14 protein-coding genes are annotated in these 17,054 nt (G+C 40.9%); 10 read left to right on the top strand and 4 right to left on the bottom strand.

The features are described 5' to 3' along the window. The first annotated feature begins 52 nt into the window (after positions 1-52). The 3 genes from MURRU_RS10130 to MURRU_RS10125 all read left to right on the top strand — a co-directional run bounded on the left by MURRU_RS10130 (position 53) and on the right by MURRU_RS10125 (position 3,546). A complete protein-coding gene (locus tag MURRU_RS10130) occupies positions 53-817 on the top strand; it encodes a creatininase family protein (RefSeq protein WP_014033372.1) in 765 nt (254 codons plus the stop codon). Between the two features lie 148 nt (positions 818-965). Next, positions 966-1,088: a hypothetical protein gene (locus MURRU_RS18150; RefSeq protein ID WP_014033371.1), complete on the top strand. Its 123-nt coding sequence runs from the start codon at positions 966-968 to the stop codon at positions 1,086-1,088. Between the two features lie 208 nt (positions 1,089-1,296). Beyond that, positions 1,297-3,546, top strand: a complete 2,250-nt coding sequence (locus MURRU_RS10125; protein ID WP_014033370.1) for a TPR end-of-group domain-containing protein — start codon at positions 1,297-1,299, stop codon at positions 3,544-3,546. A gap of 11 nt (positions 3,547-3,557) precedes the next feature. Here MURRU_RS10125 and rsmG read toward each other — a convergent pair whose 3' ends face one another. Next, positions 3,558-4,196 (bottom strand): 16S rRNA (guanine(527)-N(7))-methyltransferase RsmG, encoded by a 639-nt coding sequence (rsmG, locus tag MURRU_RS10120; RefSeq protein WP_014033369.1) that lies wholly within the window; start codon positions 4,194-4,196, stop codon positions 3,558-3,560. Positions 4,197-4,309: 113 nt separating this feature from the next. Between rsmG and MURRU_RS10115 the strand changes: the two genes are divergently transcribed. After that, complete coding sequence (locus MURRU_RS10115; RefSeq protein WP_014033368.1) at positions 4,310-5,413, top strand: fatty acid desaturase family protein; 1,104 nt, start codon at positions 4,310-4,312, stop codon at positions 5,411-5,413. Positions 5,414-5,426: 13 nt separating this feature from the next. Then, positions 5,427-6,614 carry a pyridoxal phosphate-dependent aminotransferase gene (locus MURRU_RS10110; protein WP_014033367.1) on the top strand — a complete coding sequence of 396 codons (1,188 nt, stop codon included), beginning with the start codon at positions 5,427-5,429 and terminating at the stop codon, positions 6,612-6,614. 90 nt (positions 6,615-6,704) lie between these two features. On the opposite strand, the gene MURRU_RS10105 is transcribed toward MURRU_RS10110, so the two are convergent. Together MURRU_RS10105 and trkA are read right to left on the bottom strand one after the other, a co-directional pair. After that, positions 6,705-8,195: a TrkH family potassium uptake protein gene (locus MURRU_RS10105; RefSeq protein ID WP_014033366.1), complete on the bottom strand. Its 1,491-nt coding sequence runs from the start codon at positions 8,193-8,195 to the stop codon at positions 6,705-6,707. After that, positions 8,195-9,544 carry a Trk system potassium transporter TrkA gene (gene trkA / locus MURRU_RS10100; protein WP_014033365.1) on the bottom strand — a complete coding sequence of 450 codons (1,350 nt, stop codon included), beginning with the start codon at positions 9,542-9,544 and terminating at the stop codon, positions 8,195-8,197. Before trkA ends, MURRU_RS10105 begins: the two co-directional genes overlap by 1 nt. Before the next feature lie 194 nt (positions 9,545-9,738). Here trkA and ubiE point away from each other — a divergent pair, with 194 nt between their 5' ends. Together ubiE and porT are read left to right on the top strand one after the other, a co-directional pair. Then, entirely contained in the window at positions 9,739-10,467 is a 729-nt protein-coding gene (gene ubiE, locus MURRU_RS10095) for a bifunctional demethylmenaquinone methyltransferase/2-methoxy-6-polyprenyl-1,4-benzoquinol methylase UbiE (RefSeq protein WP_014033364.1), read from the top strand. A gap of 4 nt (positions 10,468-10,471) precedes the next feature. Continuing rightward, complete coding sequence (gene porT, locus MURRU_RS10090; protein WP_014033363.1) at positions 10,472-11,164, top strand: type IX secretion/gliding motility protein PorT/SprT; 693 nt, start codon at positions 10,472-10,474, stop codon at positions 11,162-11,164. A gap of 320 nt (positions 11,165-11,484) precedes the next feature. Here the strand turns inward: porT and MURRU_RS10080 are convergent, their stop codons facing one another. Further along, on the bottom strand, positions 11,485-12,201 hold the full coding sequence (locus MURRU_RS10080) for a TrmH family RNA methyltransferase (protein WP_014033362.1): 717 nt from the start codon (positions 12,199-12,201) through the stop codon (positions 11,485-11,487). Positions 12,202-12,225: 24 nt separating this feature from the next. Here MURRU_RS10080 and tamL point away from each other — a divergent pair, with 24 nt between their 5' ends. The 3 genes from tamL to accD are packed head-to-tail and all read left to right on the top strand — an operon-like array spanning position 12,226 to position 16,822. After that, positions 12,226-14,814, top strand: coding sequence for a translocation and assembly module lipoprotein TamL (gene tamL / locus MURRU_RS10075; protein ID WP_014033361.1), 2,589 nt, complete (start codon positions 12,226-12,228; stop codon positions 14,812-14,814). Positions 14,815-14,866: 52 nt separating this feature from the next. Further along, on the top strand, positions 14,867-15,934 hold the full coding sequence (gene fbaA, locus MURRU_RS10070) for a class II fructose-bisphosphate aldolase (protein ID WP_014033360.1): 1,068 nt from the start codon (positions 14,867-14,869) through the stop codon (positions 15,932-15,934). Positions 15,935-15,961: 27 nt separating this feature from the next. Beyond that, positions 15,962-16,822: an acetyl-CoA carboxylase, carboxyltransferase subunit beta gene (gene accD / locus MURRU_RS10065; protein WP_014033359.1), complete on the top strand. Its 861-nt coding sequence runs from the start codon at positions 15,962-15,964 to the stop codon at positions 16,820-16,822. The last annotated feature ends 232 nt before the right edge of the window (positions 16,823-17,054 follow it).

Below are 17,054 nucleotides of genomic sequence, written 5' to 3'. Positions count from 1 at the left end.
GGCCGTCATTACAAAATGACGGCTTTTTTGTTTAACCTAACTTATAACACTCATGCCCAGACCTTATATTTTGGCTGAAACCAACTGGAAACATCTAAAAGACGAATCTATTGACCTTGCCATATTGCCTTGGGGCGCCACCGAAGCGCACAACTACCACCTCCCCTATGCAACCGATGTGATCGAAGGCTCGTGCATTGCCGAAGAATCGGCCAAGATTGCTTGGGAACAAGGGAGCAAGATAATTGTATTGCCTACCATTCCCTTTGGGGTGAACACCGGGCAATCCGACATTTACCTGGACATGAACTTAAACCCCAGTACACAATTTGCGATTTTAAAAGATATTCTCACAGTTTTGAATCGTCAGGGTATAAAAAAATTTATGATCCTAAATAGTCATGGCGGCAACAATTGGAAGGCCATTATCAGGGAACTAGGGTTACTTTTCCCCGACATGTTCCTTTGCGTTACCAATTGGTTTAACCTTGGAAATGAATCAGGGGTTTTTGATAACTCCGGCGATCACGCCGGTGAAATGGAAACCAGCCTTATTCTCCATCTAACGCCAGAATTGGTATTGCCCAAAGAAGAATGGGGCGATGGAAAAGAATTCAAAAACAAGATCAAGGCCTTTTCCGAAGGATGGGCATGGACAGAACGTCCTTGGTCCAAAATAAGCGAGGATACCGGTGTAGGCGACCCCAACAAAGCCACCAAGGAAAAAGGTGAGGTGTTCTTTAACCTAATTTGCGCAAAAATGGGACAACTTTTTGTAGATATTGCCGAAGCTGACACAAACGACCTGTATAAGTAAACACCTAGAAATCAACATACCAAAAATAAATTTACCTCGATAGAAAGCCTCAAGGGAAGTCAACCTACAATTTAAATGTAAAATTAACGTTAACTAATTGTAAATTAAATGTAATCTATTTAATTTTATAATACTAAATCAGTTAGTTATGACAGTTAGAATCAATGCATGGGTGAAATTGGCGATTAAAAAGTATGAGCAATTATGGCAATATGCCAAGGATTATGCCCGCAAATGCAGATTGGTATATAAAAGGATGTACAGTATTTGATTTCAATTCTTGTGAAAACAAATTTCATTATCGACCTCCTCTTTACGAACTAATGAATTAGCACTTTTAGCTAAGATTCATTAACATAACACCTTACATCCTAATTTCACCTTATTCTCTTATCTTTGGAATATAATCCAGCATCAGGAACAACCTCCTATTTATCTTAATAGACTCCTATTGCACAAACTCAACAGTTGTAGCAATAATGAAAAACAATTTAGATAGGTCCAACAAAGACTCTGGGAACGATACCATTCAACATTGTTTTGAATACATCTTCAAATATTCCAAGGCGTCCAATTACAAAACAGCATTAAAAGATTGTTTAGCAACTATTGAAAGCCTAAAAGATGCATGGATTTATTGTGTAGAAGCAGAGCTCTACGCAGCTATTGATGAATATAAAATTGCACTTGGGGCATACACCAAAGCATTCGCCGTATCCTCAAGCAATCGTTTATTGGACACATATATTTCTTTGCAGCTTGCCATTTTTCACTTGGAAAAGGACAACCCTACAAAGGTAATCAGCACATTGGATGATTATTTCTATTTCTATCCTACCCAAAATACCAAAGAACTCACCGAAACCTATCTTCATTACCACATTTACCTTATTGTACTGTTAGAGCAAAACGAAATACATAAGGCCAAACGGATTTTAAATAGTTTGGAGACCTTTGCTTGCACTGAACTTCAGTATTTAAAAATAGCTATGGGGTTTGCCAAGAACGAACAGGGCACTGCCGATGTATACCTCAGCTATATGGATAGCAGACCTATTCACGCCGCCAATAGATATTCAACACCGAACGAAACCAATATATTTGACAATGATTTTGACCCCAAAACCTACTTTCAGAATTGTTTTGAAGAGGAACTACAGTGCACCAAACTCTTGTACATAAAAACAAAGGAAGTAAGGAATGATGTTTTTTTCAAATCAAACCATGACCGGCACAGTATTTTAATGAAAATTAAACCTGAGTATAGCCAAGTCATCATAAAAAGACTACGGCTGCTCTCGCCCCCAATGGGTAGAGTCGTAAGAATTCTTAATAGCAGGAGTAATTTTCACCAATCGCGAAACCTTGATAAAGACTGTACCTATATTGAAATCAATTATACAGCTGAAAAATGGTTTGGCGACATGAAGTATCTGTCCCAAACTATTTATTGGTTAGGAAATTATGTAGAAGACATAGAAATATTGACCAATGAGATGTACGAAAATTGGGTAGACCACTTTCAGGTACAAAATGGCAGGGCAAACTACAGACGCTACTGGTGCAATGATGATTTTTTGGAATCAAAACTTAAAACTTATGAAGAAATAGTTCGGAAAAACCCAAACAACATTGAATTAAAAAAAATGATTTCCAGTGAATTCCACACCTATGGAAGAGAAGACAACTTAAAGATTGAACTTCTAAAAACCGACAAAGATGCGTACCAAAGTTCGATAACAAGGCTAATCAAATCCCTCCAATACAATCCAGAGAACGTGGAGGCACTTATTTCTTATGGGGAAATCCTTTTTTACAAATCAAACCTCCCTCTAAGCAAAGAACAGTTCCAGACTGCATTAAATATCAACAAGGCACTGCCGGAAGCCCACTACTATTTGGGAAAAATATATATGGCAGAAAACAATATTCCGTTGGCAGAAGCATCGTTTATACGGTTATTGGGCATTCTTTCAAAACATGCAAAAATCAGGGCAAAGAAAATCGACGCTCTTAAAACACTTCGAATGCTCGCCAAAGAAAAACCCAAGACCTTGAAAACAACTCTTAAAACCATTGAAGAGCAACTAAGCCTATTGTATTTTGAAAGCAACAAAGTCAATTTAGAATATAACACCAATTACAACAATAGCTCCTACATGAAAGAAAAATTCAAGGCTGCTGTAAAATCCAGTGAAGAAAAAATTGAAAATGAACCCACATCTGCAGCACATTGGATTAAACTTGGCAGCAATTTTTATCATTTAAAAAAATATGGTAAATCCGCAGAAGCCTTTAAAAAAGCCCTTGAACTCAATACTCCCCGATGGTTGGAGGTTACCCAATGGCAATGCATAAGTCTGTGCTTTGACAATAAAATTGAAGAGGCACATCACGAATTGGACCTTGCCTTAAAAAAAGTAAGCTCCAAAGAGCAAAAAGCAATCTTAACGGGGTTAAAAAGCTGGCTATTTTATACAAAAGGAGAAACTGTTCAAATGACCGAGCAACTGAACATTGCCATAAGGTTAAACAATACATATTATTATTTGTGGTACTTAAAAGCACTCGTGCACATGGGCAAAAAAGAGTATGAAGAATCACTTTCAAGCATAACCAAAGCCATTGAACTTGATGGCTCCAAAAAAAACATGATTCGAGACGAGGAAATATTTGACCCTCTAAAAAAGGACATCCGCTTTTGGGATTTAGTATTAAGCACCAAGTAAAACTATTAAAGCTATACTGGCTTAAACTTCTGGGGCAAGTACACTACTTTTTTGGTCTCAAAGAAATCCTCTTCGAAATACTCGTTTAAATCAAATACTTGAACGGTCCCGTAACCCTTCAACTCTTCCGTAAGGTCTCCGCCTTTAAGGTAAAGTATGCCATTTTTTCGCTGGTGTGCTGAATCCTTCTTAATTTTTCCCTTGGTCCAGTGCACAAATGTTGGCATCGCAGCCACTGCCCTGCTTACAATAAAATCATATTGTCCGGGAATTTCCTCCACACGGGAGTGATGGGTTTCAACATTCTTCAATCCGAGTCCTTCCACCACCTCATTAACAACTTTTATTTTTTTACCGATTGCATCAACAAGGGTAAATTTTACGTTTGGAAATAAGATGGCCAAGGGAATGCCCGGAAAGCCTCCGCCCGTTCCCACATCCAAGATTTGGGCTCCTTCGTTAAACACTTGAACCTTTGCTATACCTACAGAATGAAGAACATGGCGCAAATAGAGCTCATCTATATCCTTTCTGGAAACCACATTGATTTTCTGGTTCCAGTCTTGGTACAACGCCTCCAACTTTATGAACTGTTGCTTTTGCTCGTCGTTGAGTGTCGTAAAATATTTAAAGATGAGTTCCGCTTTCATGTTCCAAACGTTATTTTTGTCAAAATTAATACTTTTATAGACCTTAACACCGTTCTAACAAAACGTTGTGACTCTAAAGAAGCATTTTAGTTACCTTTGTAAAAATTTTTTTTATGGATAAGAATACCATCCGGTTTTCAAGAAGAGATTCAGCACAATTTTTCAGAACGCTGAACAAGAGAGTTAATGAATACTTCAAAGAAAATAACCTCAAGAAAACCGGAAACTGGAAACTTCACTTGAAAACCATTGTGATGTTTGCCATTTTTTTGACCCCCTACTTTTTAATATTAACCTTAAACCTGCCTTTCTGGGGCTATCTTCTACTTTCCATCACTATGGGTGTTGGAATGGCCGGCGTTGGAATGAACGTAATGCACGATGGAAATCACGGTGCTTACTCCAATAAAAAATGGGTAAACAAACTCATGGGAAGCAGTATTTACATTTTGGCCGGTAATGTTTACAACTGGCAAGTTCAGCACAATGTACTGCACCATACGTACACAAACATACACGAACATGACGAGGACATGGAAGCTGGAAGAATCTTAAGGTTCTCCAAACATGCCGAGTGGAGAAAGCATCATAAATTTCAACATTACTATTCCATTTTACTATATGGCCTATTGACCTTTAATTGGGCAATAACCACGGATTTCCAGCAGATGTACCGTTATATGAAGAGGAAATTGAGCTACGGAAAGCTACCTAATCCCGTAATTAACTGGAGTACATTGGTTATAACAAAAGTAATCTATATAACCATTTGGATTGTTCTCCCGTTGATTTTTGTTGACATTGCCTGGTGGCAAGTATTGCTTGGGTTCTTTATTATGCACTACGTTGCAGGAGTGATCCTGAGTGTGGTTTTCCAATTGGCACACATTGTGGACCATGCAGAAACCCCCTTGCCAGATGAGGAAGGAAACATGAAGAACACTTGGGCCATTCACCAATTGTTCACCACTGTGAATTTTGGTACTAAAAACAGAATCGTAAACTGGTTTACCGGGGGATTGAACCATCAGGTGGAACATCATATCTTCCCTAACATCAGCCATATACATTACACAAATATTTCCAAAATTGTGAAACAGACTGCTCAGGAGTTCAATTTGCCTTATCACGAATATAAAACTACCAGAAAAGCTATAATTTCGCACTTCAAACACTTAAAGGAGCTAGGTAAAAAACCAACGCTTCAATATCAGTAAAAACGAAGTATCAATGAGCAACCATTTATCTGACAGGATCAAGAACATGTCCACGTCAGCAACTTTGGCCATGGCTGCCAAAGCGCGGGAATTACGAAATGAAGGAAAGGATATTATAGGTTTGAGCTTGGGGGAACCCGACTTCAACATCCCTGATTTTATAAAAGATGCCGCAAAGCAGGCCATCGACGAGAATTATAGCAGCTACACCCCTGTTGATGGGTATGCAGAGCTAAAAGCCGCGATTTCAAATAAATTCAAAAGAGATAACAACCTTGACTATGGTTTGAACCAAATTGTGGTATCCACGGGAGCGAAGCAATCGCTCTTTAATGTGGCCATGGTGGTTCTTAACCCTGGTGATGAAGTAATTCTTCCCGCTCCGTATTGGGTAAGTTACAGCGACATCGTAAAATTGGCCGAGGGTGTTCCGGTAGAGGTCACCACACAGATTGATACCGATTTTAAAATGACTCCAGCACAATTGGAGGCTGCCATAACCCCAAAAACCCGTATGATTTGGTTTAGCTCACCATGTAACCCTAGCGGTTCCGTGTACAGCAAAGAAGAGTTGGAAGGTTTGGCAGAGGTACTAAAAAAACATCCCGATATTTATGTAGTATCGGATGAAATCTACGAACATATCAATTTTACCGATGGCGGACACACAAGTATCGCCGGTATTGATGGTATGTATGACAGAACCGTTACCGTGAATGGGGTATCCAAGGCATTTGCCATGACGGGATGGCGTATCGGTTATATCGGTGCACCGGAATGGATTGCCAAAGGTTGCACCAAATTGCAAGGACAGGTGACCAGCGGAGCAAATGCCATTGCTCAGCGTGCCGTAATCACCGCATTGGAGGCTCCCGTGAGCAAAATCCAGTTTATGATCGATAAGTTCCATGAAAGAAGGGATCTTGTACTTGGGCTTTTGGGAGAAATAGAAGGGTTTAACCTCAACGTGCCCGAGGGTGCATTTTATGTGTTCCCCGATATTTCTGATTTCTTTGGAAAAACCTTGAACGGTGTTACCATTAACAATGCTTCAGATTTTTCACTGTATTTGTTGGAGCACGCCAATGTGGCCACGGTTACCGGTGAAGCTTTCGGAAACCCCAATTGCATTCGTATATCCTACGCAGCATCAGAAAAAGAATTGAAAGAAGCCATTGCCCGAATTAAGGCCGTGCTTTAAAAATATATTAAGATGCTATGCTGAACCTGTTTCAGCATCTCACGATAAATCAATAAAAACCTCTTGGAGTAAACTCCAAGGGGTTTTTTATTAGGTCTTTTTCCAGAAATATGGGGTAAGCAAGATCAGAACAGTGAACAGCTCCAATCGGCCCAAAAGCATCAAAAAACTACACCACCATTTACCAGCCGCAGGAAGGCTGTTATAATTGCTGACCGGGTTTAAACTACCCAAAGCGGGGCCTACATTGCCCAGCGAAGAAGCAGAACCTCCAACGGCCGATACAAAGTCCAAGCCCAAGAGGCCTAACACCAACGAACCTATAATAAAGAGCAGCATATACAGTACAAAAAAAGCTATCACATTGTAAACAATATGCTCTGTAACCGTTTTCTGATTGTACCGAACAGGTATGATAGCATTTGGGTGCAAGGTCCGCTTAAATTCCAAAATACCATTTTTAATGATCAACAAGTGGCGCATTACCTTGATTCCCCCTGCAGTTGAACCCGCAGAACCTCCGAGGAACATCAAACCAAAAAAGAAAACGGTCAAAAATGGGGTCCAAGAGGTGAAATCCGCAGAAACAAAACCTGTTGTGGTAATCACGGCAACTACCTGAAACAAACCATGCCTAATGGTGCTTTCCACTTCTCCCAGTACCATAGGGTGAAAATCAGATACAGGCACATCTGCCCTAAAATAAATACCCAAGGCAACCACAATGGTAAAAATCACCACAAAACCAAGGTAGTACTTGAACTCTTCATCCCTTAGGATGCGTTGCACCTTTCCTGTCAATGCAAAATAGCTGAGTACAAAATTACTCCCTGCCAAAAACATGAAAAGAATAACAATGTATTGAATCAAAGGTTGATCGTTCCAAAAGGCCAAGCTCGCATTTTTGGTAGAAAACCCTCCTGTTGACATTGTGGCCAATGCGTGGTTGATGGCATCGAAAAAGGACATTCCAGCAAACTTTAGCAGCAAAGTTTCCAGGACTGTATATCCAAAATAAATCAACCAAAGTCTCTTAGCCGTATCGGTAATCCTTGGGTGAAGTTTATCCCCGCCAGGCCCAGGCGCTTCTGCAGCGAACAATTGCATGCCCCCAATACCCAAAAGCGGTAAAATGGCAATGGCAAGTACAATAATCCCCATTCCCCCGATCCAATGGGTAAGACTTCTCCATAGCAAAATTCCTTTGGGAAGGGCTTCAATATTATCTAAAATTGATGCTCCCGTTGTGGTGTAGCCCGACATGGTTTCAAAAAAAGCATCGGTAATGGAAGGTATTGCTCCGGAAAAAAGATAGGGCAACATCCCTGAAATGGACATTACGATCCATCCGAAGGTAACCACAATGTACCCTTCCCTCTTTTTGACTTCCTTTTTATGGCCCCGGGTGTAGAACATGGCCATCATACCAAAAAGCATGGTCACAATGGCTGCCAACATAATTTCCATGGTGGCACCATCTTTATATATGCCACTGGCAATTGCCGCTAAAAGCATAAAAGAACCATTGCAAAGCAACAACAGCCCCAAGATATGGATAATGATTCGTGTATTGAGCTTCATTATAGGAACAGCTTTTCTATCCTTGGTATGGCTTTGGGCAAGCAGCAGACCACTACCTTATCTCCTTGGGCAATCCTAAAATCACCCAACGCAATAATTCCCTCTCCGTTTCGGATAACACCACCAATGCTTGCCTCTCTAGGGAAATTAAGCTCCCTGATCAACTCACCATTCACCAAAGATGTAGCCTTTACTTCAAACTCTAAAATTTCGGCATTTAAATTGTTCAAACGGGTCAAGGCGAGTACCTCCCCTTTTCGAATATACCTAAAGATGCTGTTGGCGGCAAGGAGCTTCTTATTGATCAGGGTATCCACCCCAATGGAGTGGGACAATTGAAAATAGTCCATGTTCTCCACCAAGGCAATGGTTTTCTTGATTTTTTTGCTCTTGGCTACCAAACAGGACATTATATTGGTCTCGGAATTCCCCGTAACGGCAATAAAGGCGTCCATGGATTCCAGGTTTTCTTCCTCCAAAAGCTCTACATTACGCCCATCTCCGTTTATTACAAGGGCATGCGGTAGCTCATCCGCAATATCAAATGCTTTTTCCTTGTTCTTTTCGATCAGTTTTACATTGAATTTTTTGTTGCAGAGATCCCTTGCTGTTTTATAACCAACCTTGCTCCCACCAAGAATCATTACATTCTTGATTTCCTGTTTTTGCATCCCAGAAAGCTTGTACAACTCTTCCACTCCTTTATCCGAAGTAATAAAATACACCTGATCGCCTTCTTTAAAAACGGTATCACCCCTTGGAATCAAAGTAAATTGGGTTCCTTTTCGCTGTAATGCGATGGGCATAAAATTGAGTTCTGGAAAAATTCGGGCTGCCTCTTTTACCATCTTCCCTACAAATGGTGCGGTTTTGGGCAGGATTACTCCGAACATGGTGAGCAGACCTTCTTCAAATTGATAGGTATCGTTAAAGGCGGATTGGTTGAGCATTAACTGAATTTCCGTGGCCGCCAAGCGCTCCGGGGAAATCAATTCATCAATTCCCAATTGCTCAAACTTGATAATATCTCGATTGTCCATGAATTCCGTATTGGAAATTCTGGCCATGGTACGTTTGCAACCCAATTGCTTTGCAAGTACACAAAGGGTCAAGTTGGTAGTTTCCGATGCTGTTACCGCGATTACTAGATCGGAGCCATCGACTTGCGCATCCTGCAATACTTGGATAGATGTGGCATCGCCCCGAAGTACTCGGATATCCAAATGGTTATCGGCATAGGACAGTCTTTCCTTATCGGTATCAATCAAAGTGATTTCCTGTGCTTCGTAGGACAATAATTTGGCCAAATGAAATCCAACTTCACCAGCACCTGCAATAATGATTCTCATTGATTAGAATAGGATGTGTTCTTAAATAACCTCAGTTTGCACGTTGCAAACAATACTAGGAATGGTATGCTATACGTAAACTCCATACTTTTAACCAAATACGGAAAATAAATCCCTTTGGAGGGCAAAATTACATAAATAATTTTGTCTTCCTCCCTTAAGCTAAGTTGTATATTTGCCAGCAAATTTAAGCGATGTCAAAAAAGGTGACGCCCTATAAAGAATCCGAGCTTGGCAAAAAGGACCAGGTAAGGCAAATGTTCGATAATATATCTGGAAATTACGACGGCCTTAACCGTGTTATTTCCTTTGGAACCGATGTTAAATGGCGTAAGCGCATCGTAGCTTTTTTAAAGGACAAATCGCCCAATTCCATTTTGGACATCGCCACCGGTACGGGCGATCTTGCCATTGCCATGGCAAAGACCGGGGCCAAAAAAATCGTTGGTCTGGACCTATCTCCCGGCATGTTGGAAGTGGGCAAAACCAAAGTATCCAACAAAAAATTACAGGATACCATTGAAATGGTGGTGGGAGACAGCGAAAACCTTCCTTTTGAGGACAATTCCTTTGACGCGATCACCGTGGCCTTTGGGGTAAGAAATTTTGAAGATTTGGAAAAAGGACTGGAAGAAATTTATCGTGTACTAAAACCAAAGGGGCATTTTGTAGTTCTCGAAACTTCCGTTCCTACCAAAACCCCTTTTAAACAAGGATATAAAATATATACAAAGTATGTTTTGCCCACTATAGGCAAACTTTTTTCCAAGGACAGGTCGGCCTACAAATATTTAAGTGAATCGGCTTCTGTTTTCCCCCATGGCGAGGCTTTCAACAATATTTTGAAGAAAATTGGGTTTATAGGTGTAGAGAACAAACCACAGACCATGGGTGTAGCATCCATTTATGTCGCTTCAAAATAGATTAATGAAAAATCTCCTTATCCTTTTTGGACTTCTAGTAGTAACAAACACCACTGCCCAATTTGGAGGCGATCCCATTTTAAATCTTCAGAACGAGGATAAGAAATTTTTGAACTGGGGGTATTATCTGGGGTTTAACCAATACGACTTTCAATTTGAATACAAGGATGATATTGGTAAAGATATATTGGTGGACAAAAGTTTTGGTTTTAATGTAGGATTGATTGGAGAACTTAGGATCAATGAGTTTTTGGATGCCCGTTTTGAACCCGGCCTGCTCTACACTTCCAGAACCCTTGGTTTCCCAGGCTTTACCTCCCAGGTTGATGCGCTACGCGAAGTGCGTTCAACCTACATAAGATTCCCTTTACTGATCAAGGCCAGCACCCGAAGAATTGGAAACTGGAAACCATTTATTGTCGGCGGAGTGTATGCTTCCATCAATTTAGGGAGCAATGAGGATAGCCTAGATGATAACAGTAGTGGACAATTCCGAATGAAGCAAAATGTGTATGGGTATGAATTGGGTTTTGGAATTGATTTTTACACCGAGTACTTTAAGTTTACACCATCTATTCGCGGTGTTTTTGCCCTTACGGACGAATTGGTTCCGGATGAGGATCCCAACAGTCCTTGGACTGGGAACATCAACACAATGCGCACCCGGGGCATCTTCATCAATTTTACGTTTGAATAGTAAGAATCAAATTCCAAAAATCAAGCCTCAAATTCCAAAAGACAGCACTCGATTTCGGACTTCTGACTTCCAACTCCTGATTCAAAATTCAATAACGGAACAACTAAATAACCAGTAACGGAATGGCAGTACGCAATAAGTTCAAGTCAAGTTCAAGCATCAAACTCCCGACATCGAGCATCGGACTCCCGACTCCCGACTTCTGACTTCTGACTTCTGACTTCTGACTTCTGACTTCTGACTTCTGACTTCTGACTTCTGACTTCTGACTTCTGACTTCTGACTTCTGACTTCTGACATCAAGTTCAAGTTCCAAAAAATTACCTTCGTATTTCATTCAAAAAAATGGCGGTTGCCGTGGCTACGTTCAAACTTTCAGCTGTGGCCGCACCAAATTGGGGAATGGAAATTCTTTTGGTGATGAATTGACTCACTTCGTCAGAAATGCCATTGGCTTCGTTGCCCATCACTAAAACTCCTTTTTCCGCCAAATCAGATTTGTAAATGGTTTCACCATCCATGTAAGCACCATAAACAGGAAGATTTGTTTTTCGCAAATAATCTTCCAAATCAACATAAACAATGTTCACCCGAGCAATGGAACCCATGGTGGCCTGCAATACTTTAGGGTTGTAACAATCCACCGTATCTTGTGAGCATACCAGTTGTGTTACCCCAAACCAATCACAAAGCCGGATAATGGTTCCTAAATTACCTGGGTCCCTAACGGCATCCAGCACCACGACCCAATCATCAACAATGTCTTTTTGGGATTCGGTCATATAAAAAACGCCCAACACACCATTTGGGTGGGTCAGGCTGCTCATTTGCTTCAAAACTTTGGAGGAGACCACTTCAGCATCTTTGAATTTCCCCATCAATATAGCATCATCAGCAAAAACTTTAAAAGGCCCCATTCCTGCTTCCAGCAATTCCGTTACTACCTTTTCTCCTTCAACAACAAAGAGTCGATGTTGAGATCGGTACTTTTTTTGCTTTAGGCTAACAACTAGTTTAATTTGGTTTTTTGTAACCATCTAAATCGTGTATTTTTGGCTTCTATGAATGGTTCTTTTGGTGTAACGTGCAACTGGGCAAAAATAGGATTATTGTTGCTTTTGCTTAGCATTTTGGGTTGCAATACCTTAAAAAAGGTTGGAGAGGATGAATTATTGCTCACCAAAAACACCATTTTGGTCGATGAGGAAAAAGTTACCAACAGTGAAATAAAGGGGCTTATTGCACAAAAACCGAATAGTAGCGTTCTTGGTTACCCTTTAAAATTAAATCTTTATAACCTTGCCAAGGAAAACCCAGATTCTTCATTCCAGGATTGGCTGCACAGAAAAGAAAAAAGGGAAAAACGACTGAACAATTTACTTTCCGTGAAACAGGTAAACAGGTTAAGCGAATCATTTCTGGTAAAAGGATATAGTGAATTTTTGAAAAGAATTGGCGAACCCCCTGTTATTATCGATACTTCGGCGACCAATAAATCTCTCAAAAAATTGGAATCCTACTACAATAGCAAAGGGTATTTTAACAACACGGGAGAATATCAAATAGTGGATAGCAAAAAAAAGAGAAAGGCAAGTATTGAATATAGCATCACCCTGAATAAGCCTTACATTGTGGATACCATACAAAAAAACATTACCTCACCAGAGTTGGATTCCATATACCAGAATGCAATTAGGCAAAGTTTTGTTAGACAAGGTGAACAATTTGATTTGGACAAATTTACCATGGAGCGTGAGCGATTAACAAGCTTGTTCAGAAATTCGGGGGTATATAATTTCCAGGAAAGCTCCATCAACTACAGTATTCTACGGGATACCACCCTTGCTGCGGACGACCAGCTCATGGATGTACAATTGAACATTAAAAAATTTAGGAGCTCAAATGATAGTACGGATACCAACATGCCATACAAGGTGGCTCGCCACAAACAGATCAACATTTACGCAGATTACGATGTAAACGGGGGCATGGATACTTTACAGCGTATTCAACACGAAAATTACAACATCTATTACAGTGGCAAGCTCCGCTACCGCCCCAAAGCACTGGCCGATGCCATTTTCTTTGAAAAAGATAGTGTTTACCGAGATTTGGATAGAATTAGGACCTATAGGCAGATTACCAACCTGAACACTTTTAAGTACCCCAACATTGAGTTTATACCTGATTCCACACAAACGGAACTGGAAACCAACATATACTTGGCCGCCAAACCCAAATACTCTTTAAACCTAAATTTTGATGTCACCCACTCCAACATTCAACAAGTGGGCACCGCCTTTAGTGCCTCGGTGATTACACGGAATGTCTTTGGAGGTGCAGAAACTTTGAATATTTCGGCAAGGGGGTCCATTGGTTTGTTGAGCGATGCATCCCTATCGGATGAAACATTCACTTCCGAGCTTGGGGGAGACATCAACGTAACGTTTCCACGGATTTGGTTACCGTTTAATACCGAAAAGATAATCCCATATTACATGCTCCCCCAAAGCCGATTATCCATAGGTACCAACTTTCAGCGGAACATTGGATTGGACAAACAGTCCCTGAACTCCATATTGTCCTATAATTGGTCGCCTACGGAACGGCTAAAAAATAATATTGAACTGTTGAATGTGGAGTTTGTACGTAATGTAAACACGAACAATTTCTATAATGTATACCGAAATACTTTTTCCAATCTGGACGATATCGCTGATCAATTTCAGGACAACCCTGAATATTCCTCCTATTTTGACCCCATTCTGGAAGAAGGTGAAGAACCAAGGCTGAGCATACCAGATGGAGCAAACCGATTTGCCAAAGATGTTTTGAGCGATTCAATCCCAGTAAGCCCAGAAGACAAACAAGAAGTAAATAGCATTGAGGAAAGACGAAGAAGGTTAACAGAGGACAACCTAATTTTTGCCAGTAATTTTACCCATACCAAAAACAGTAAATCGGGTATTAACGACCTTGATTTTTATCAGTATCGCATAAAACTCGAAAGTGCCGGTGCCATGCTCTCATTGCTCACCAATGCAATACCTTTCAACAAAAACCCCAACGGACAGCACCTTGTGTTCAGTGTTCCTTTCTCCCAATACGTAAAAACAGAGTTCGATTATATACGTCATTGGAGCATAGGTGGAGGGCAGGTAATCGCTTTCCGGAGTTTCTCTGGCTTGGCAATTCCCTATGGCAATTCCGACAACGTGCCCTTTGTTCGCAGCTACTTTGCAGGTGGATCCAACGACAACCGCGCCTGGAACGCTTACGAGCTTGGACCTGGCAGCACGGACAACATCAACGATTTTAACGAGGCCAACCTAAAACTAGCCCTAAACCTTGAATATAGGTTCCCCATTGCAGGTGATGTAAAGGGTGCCCTTTTTGCGGATGCAGGCAATATTTGGAATGTATTCGATAACGAAACAAACCCTGGTGCCATATTTAGCGGGTTCTCTTCTTTAGGGGATATTGCCTTGGGTACCGGCCTTGGGCTTCGATACGATTTCACTTATTTCGTTTTCCGTTTGGATGTAGGCTTCAAGACCTATAATCCCGCTAAAATTGGATCAGATCGCTGGTTCGATGGTTACAACTTCAAGAAAGCCGTCTTCAACATAGGGATCAATTATCCTTTCTAGAGCAAATATTTTATTACTTTTGTTTCCTATTTAATTCGAAACCAATATAACTATGTCCCATAATATCAAGCCCGGTGTTGCAACCGGCGATGAAGTACAGGCAATTTTCAACCACGCAAAAGAGAACGGATACGCACTTCCAGCCGTAAACGTAATCGGTTCAGACAGTATTAATGCCGTAATGGAAACTGCCGCAACGTTAAACTCTCCAGTAATTATCCAATTCTCCAACGGAGGAGCACAATTTAATGCTGGTAAAGGACTATCCAACGAAGACCAGAAAGCCGCAATCCTTGGTGGTGTTGCCGGTGCTAAACACGTTCACCAATTGGCCGAGGCCTACGGAGCAACCGTAATCCTTCATACAGACCACTGTGCCAAAAAATTGTTGCCTTGGATCGATGGACTATTGGATGCCAGTGAAAAACATTACAAAGAAACTGGCAAATCATTGTTCAGTTCGCACATGATCGATCTTTCCGAAGAACCACTTGAGGAAAACATTGAAATCTGCAAGGGGTACTTGGAGCGCATGAGCAAAATGGACATGACCTTGGAGATTGAATTGGGAATCACAGGAGGTGAGGAAGATGGTGTGGACAATACCGATGTTGACGATTCCAAATTGTACACCCAACCAGAAGAGGTAGCTTTTGCTTACGAAGAACTTTCAAAAGTAAGCCCAAGATTTACTATTGCCGCCGCATTTGGTAACGTACATGGGGTATACAAACCAGGTAACGTAAAATTGACTCCAAAAATTCTTAAGAACTCCCAAGAGTTTATCACAGAAAAATATGGAGTAGAACACAATCACATCGATTTTGTATTCCACGGAGGCTCAGGATCCACTCTGGAAGAAATCAGGGAAGCCATCGGTTACGGGGTTATCAAAATGAACATTGATACCGATTTGCAATACGCTTTCTTGGAAGGTGTTCGCGATTACATACAGGGAAAAAAGGATTATCTACAAACACAGATAGGTAACCCTGATGGTGACGACCAACCCAACAAAAAATTCTATGATCCCCGAGTTTGGCTGCGAGAAGGAGAAAAAACCTTTATGGCTCGTTTGAAAAAAGCCTTCGAGGATTTGAACAACGTAAACACCTTGTAAGCCTTTGTCTAACTAAATATTGATTGCATGTCGTCTTGGTTTAAAAGAAAGGAAAAAGGAATACAGACCGCTACCGAGGAGAAGAAAGACACTCCCAAGGGGCTTTGGTACAAATCCCCTACCGGTAAGATAGTTGAGGCCGAGGATTTGGCCAAAAACTTCTATGTAAGCCCGGAAGATGATTATCATGTTCGCATAGGGAGCAAAGAATATTTTGAAATTCTTTTTGATGGCAACAAGTTCCGGGAACTTGATACAAAAATGACATCCAAAGACCCTTTGAAGTTTGAGGATACCAAAAAATATTCGGATCGTTTAAAGGCTGCCCAGAAAAAAACAGGTTTAAAAGACGCGGTGAGAACTGCGGTTGGCAAGTCTCAAGGAAAGGATATTGTTGTGGCCTGTATGGACTTTGCCTTTATCGGAGGTTCCATGGGAAGTGTGGTAGGTGAAAAAATATCGCGCGCCATTGATGTGGCCAAAAGGAAAAAAGTACCATTTGTAATGATATCAAAATCAGGCGGGGCCCGTATGATGGAAGCTGCCTTATCCTTGATGCAATTGGCAAAAACATCCGCTAAATTGGCGCAATTGGCAGAGGCCAAAATACCGTACATCTCGCTATGTACAGACCCCACAACAGGCGGTACAACGGCATCCTATGCTATGCTGGGAGATATCAACATAGCCGAGCCCGGTGCACTGATCGGATTTGCAGGACCAAGGGTGGTAAAGGATACGACAGGGAAAGATCTTCCTGATGGTTTCCAAACATCCGAGTTTTTGAAAGAACATGGTTTTTTGGATTTCATTACCCATCGCAGGGATTTGAAGAAAAAAGTCAATCTCTATATCGATTTGATTACCAATCAACCTGTAAGAGATTAAAAGAGGCTGTCTAAAAAGAATTGAAACCCGTCATTCTGAACCTGCCTACCGGCCAGGCAGGTTTATTTCAGAATCTCATCATACTGATAAACAAATTATTATGAGAACCTGAAACAAGTTCAGGTTGACGAAAATTGACTTTTTAGACCACCCCTTTGTTTTACAAAAAGAAAGTCTGCTACATACCGACCTTAAAAGTTTGATCGATAAGTCTTTTAAATTCAAAAAAACA

Origin of the sequence: Allomuricauda ruestringensis DSM 13258, from assembly GCF_000224085.1 — a bacterium.
GTDB lineage: Bacteria > Bacteroidota > Bacteroidia > Flavobacteriales > Flavobacteriaceae > Flagellimonas > Flagellimonas ruestringensis.
The sequence above is the reverse complement of the archived record's forward strand: the minus strand, read 5'-3'. Positions and strand labels throughout refer to the sequence as shown.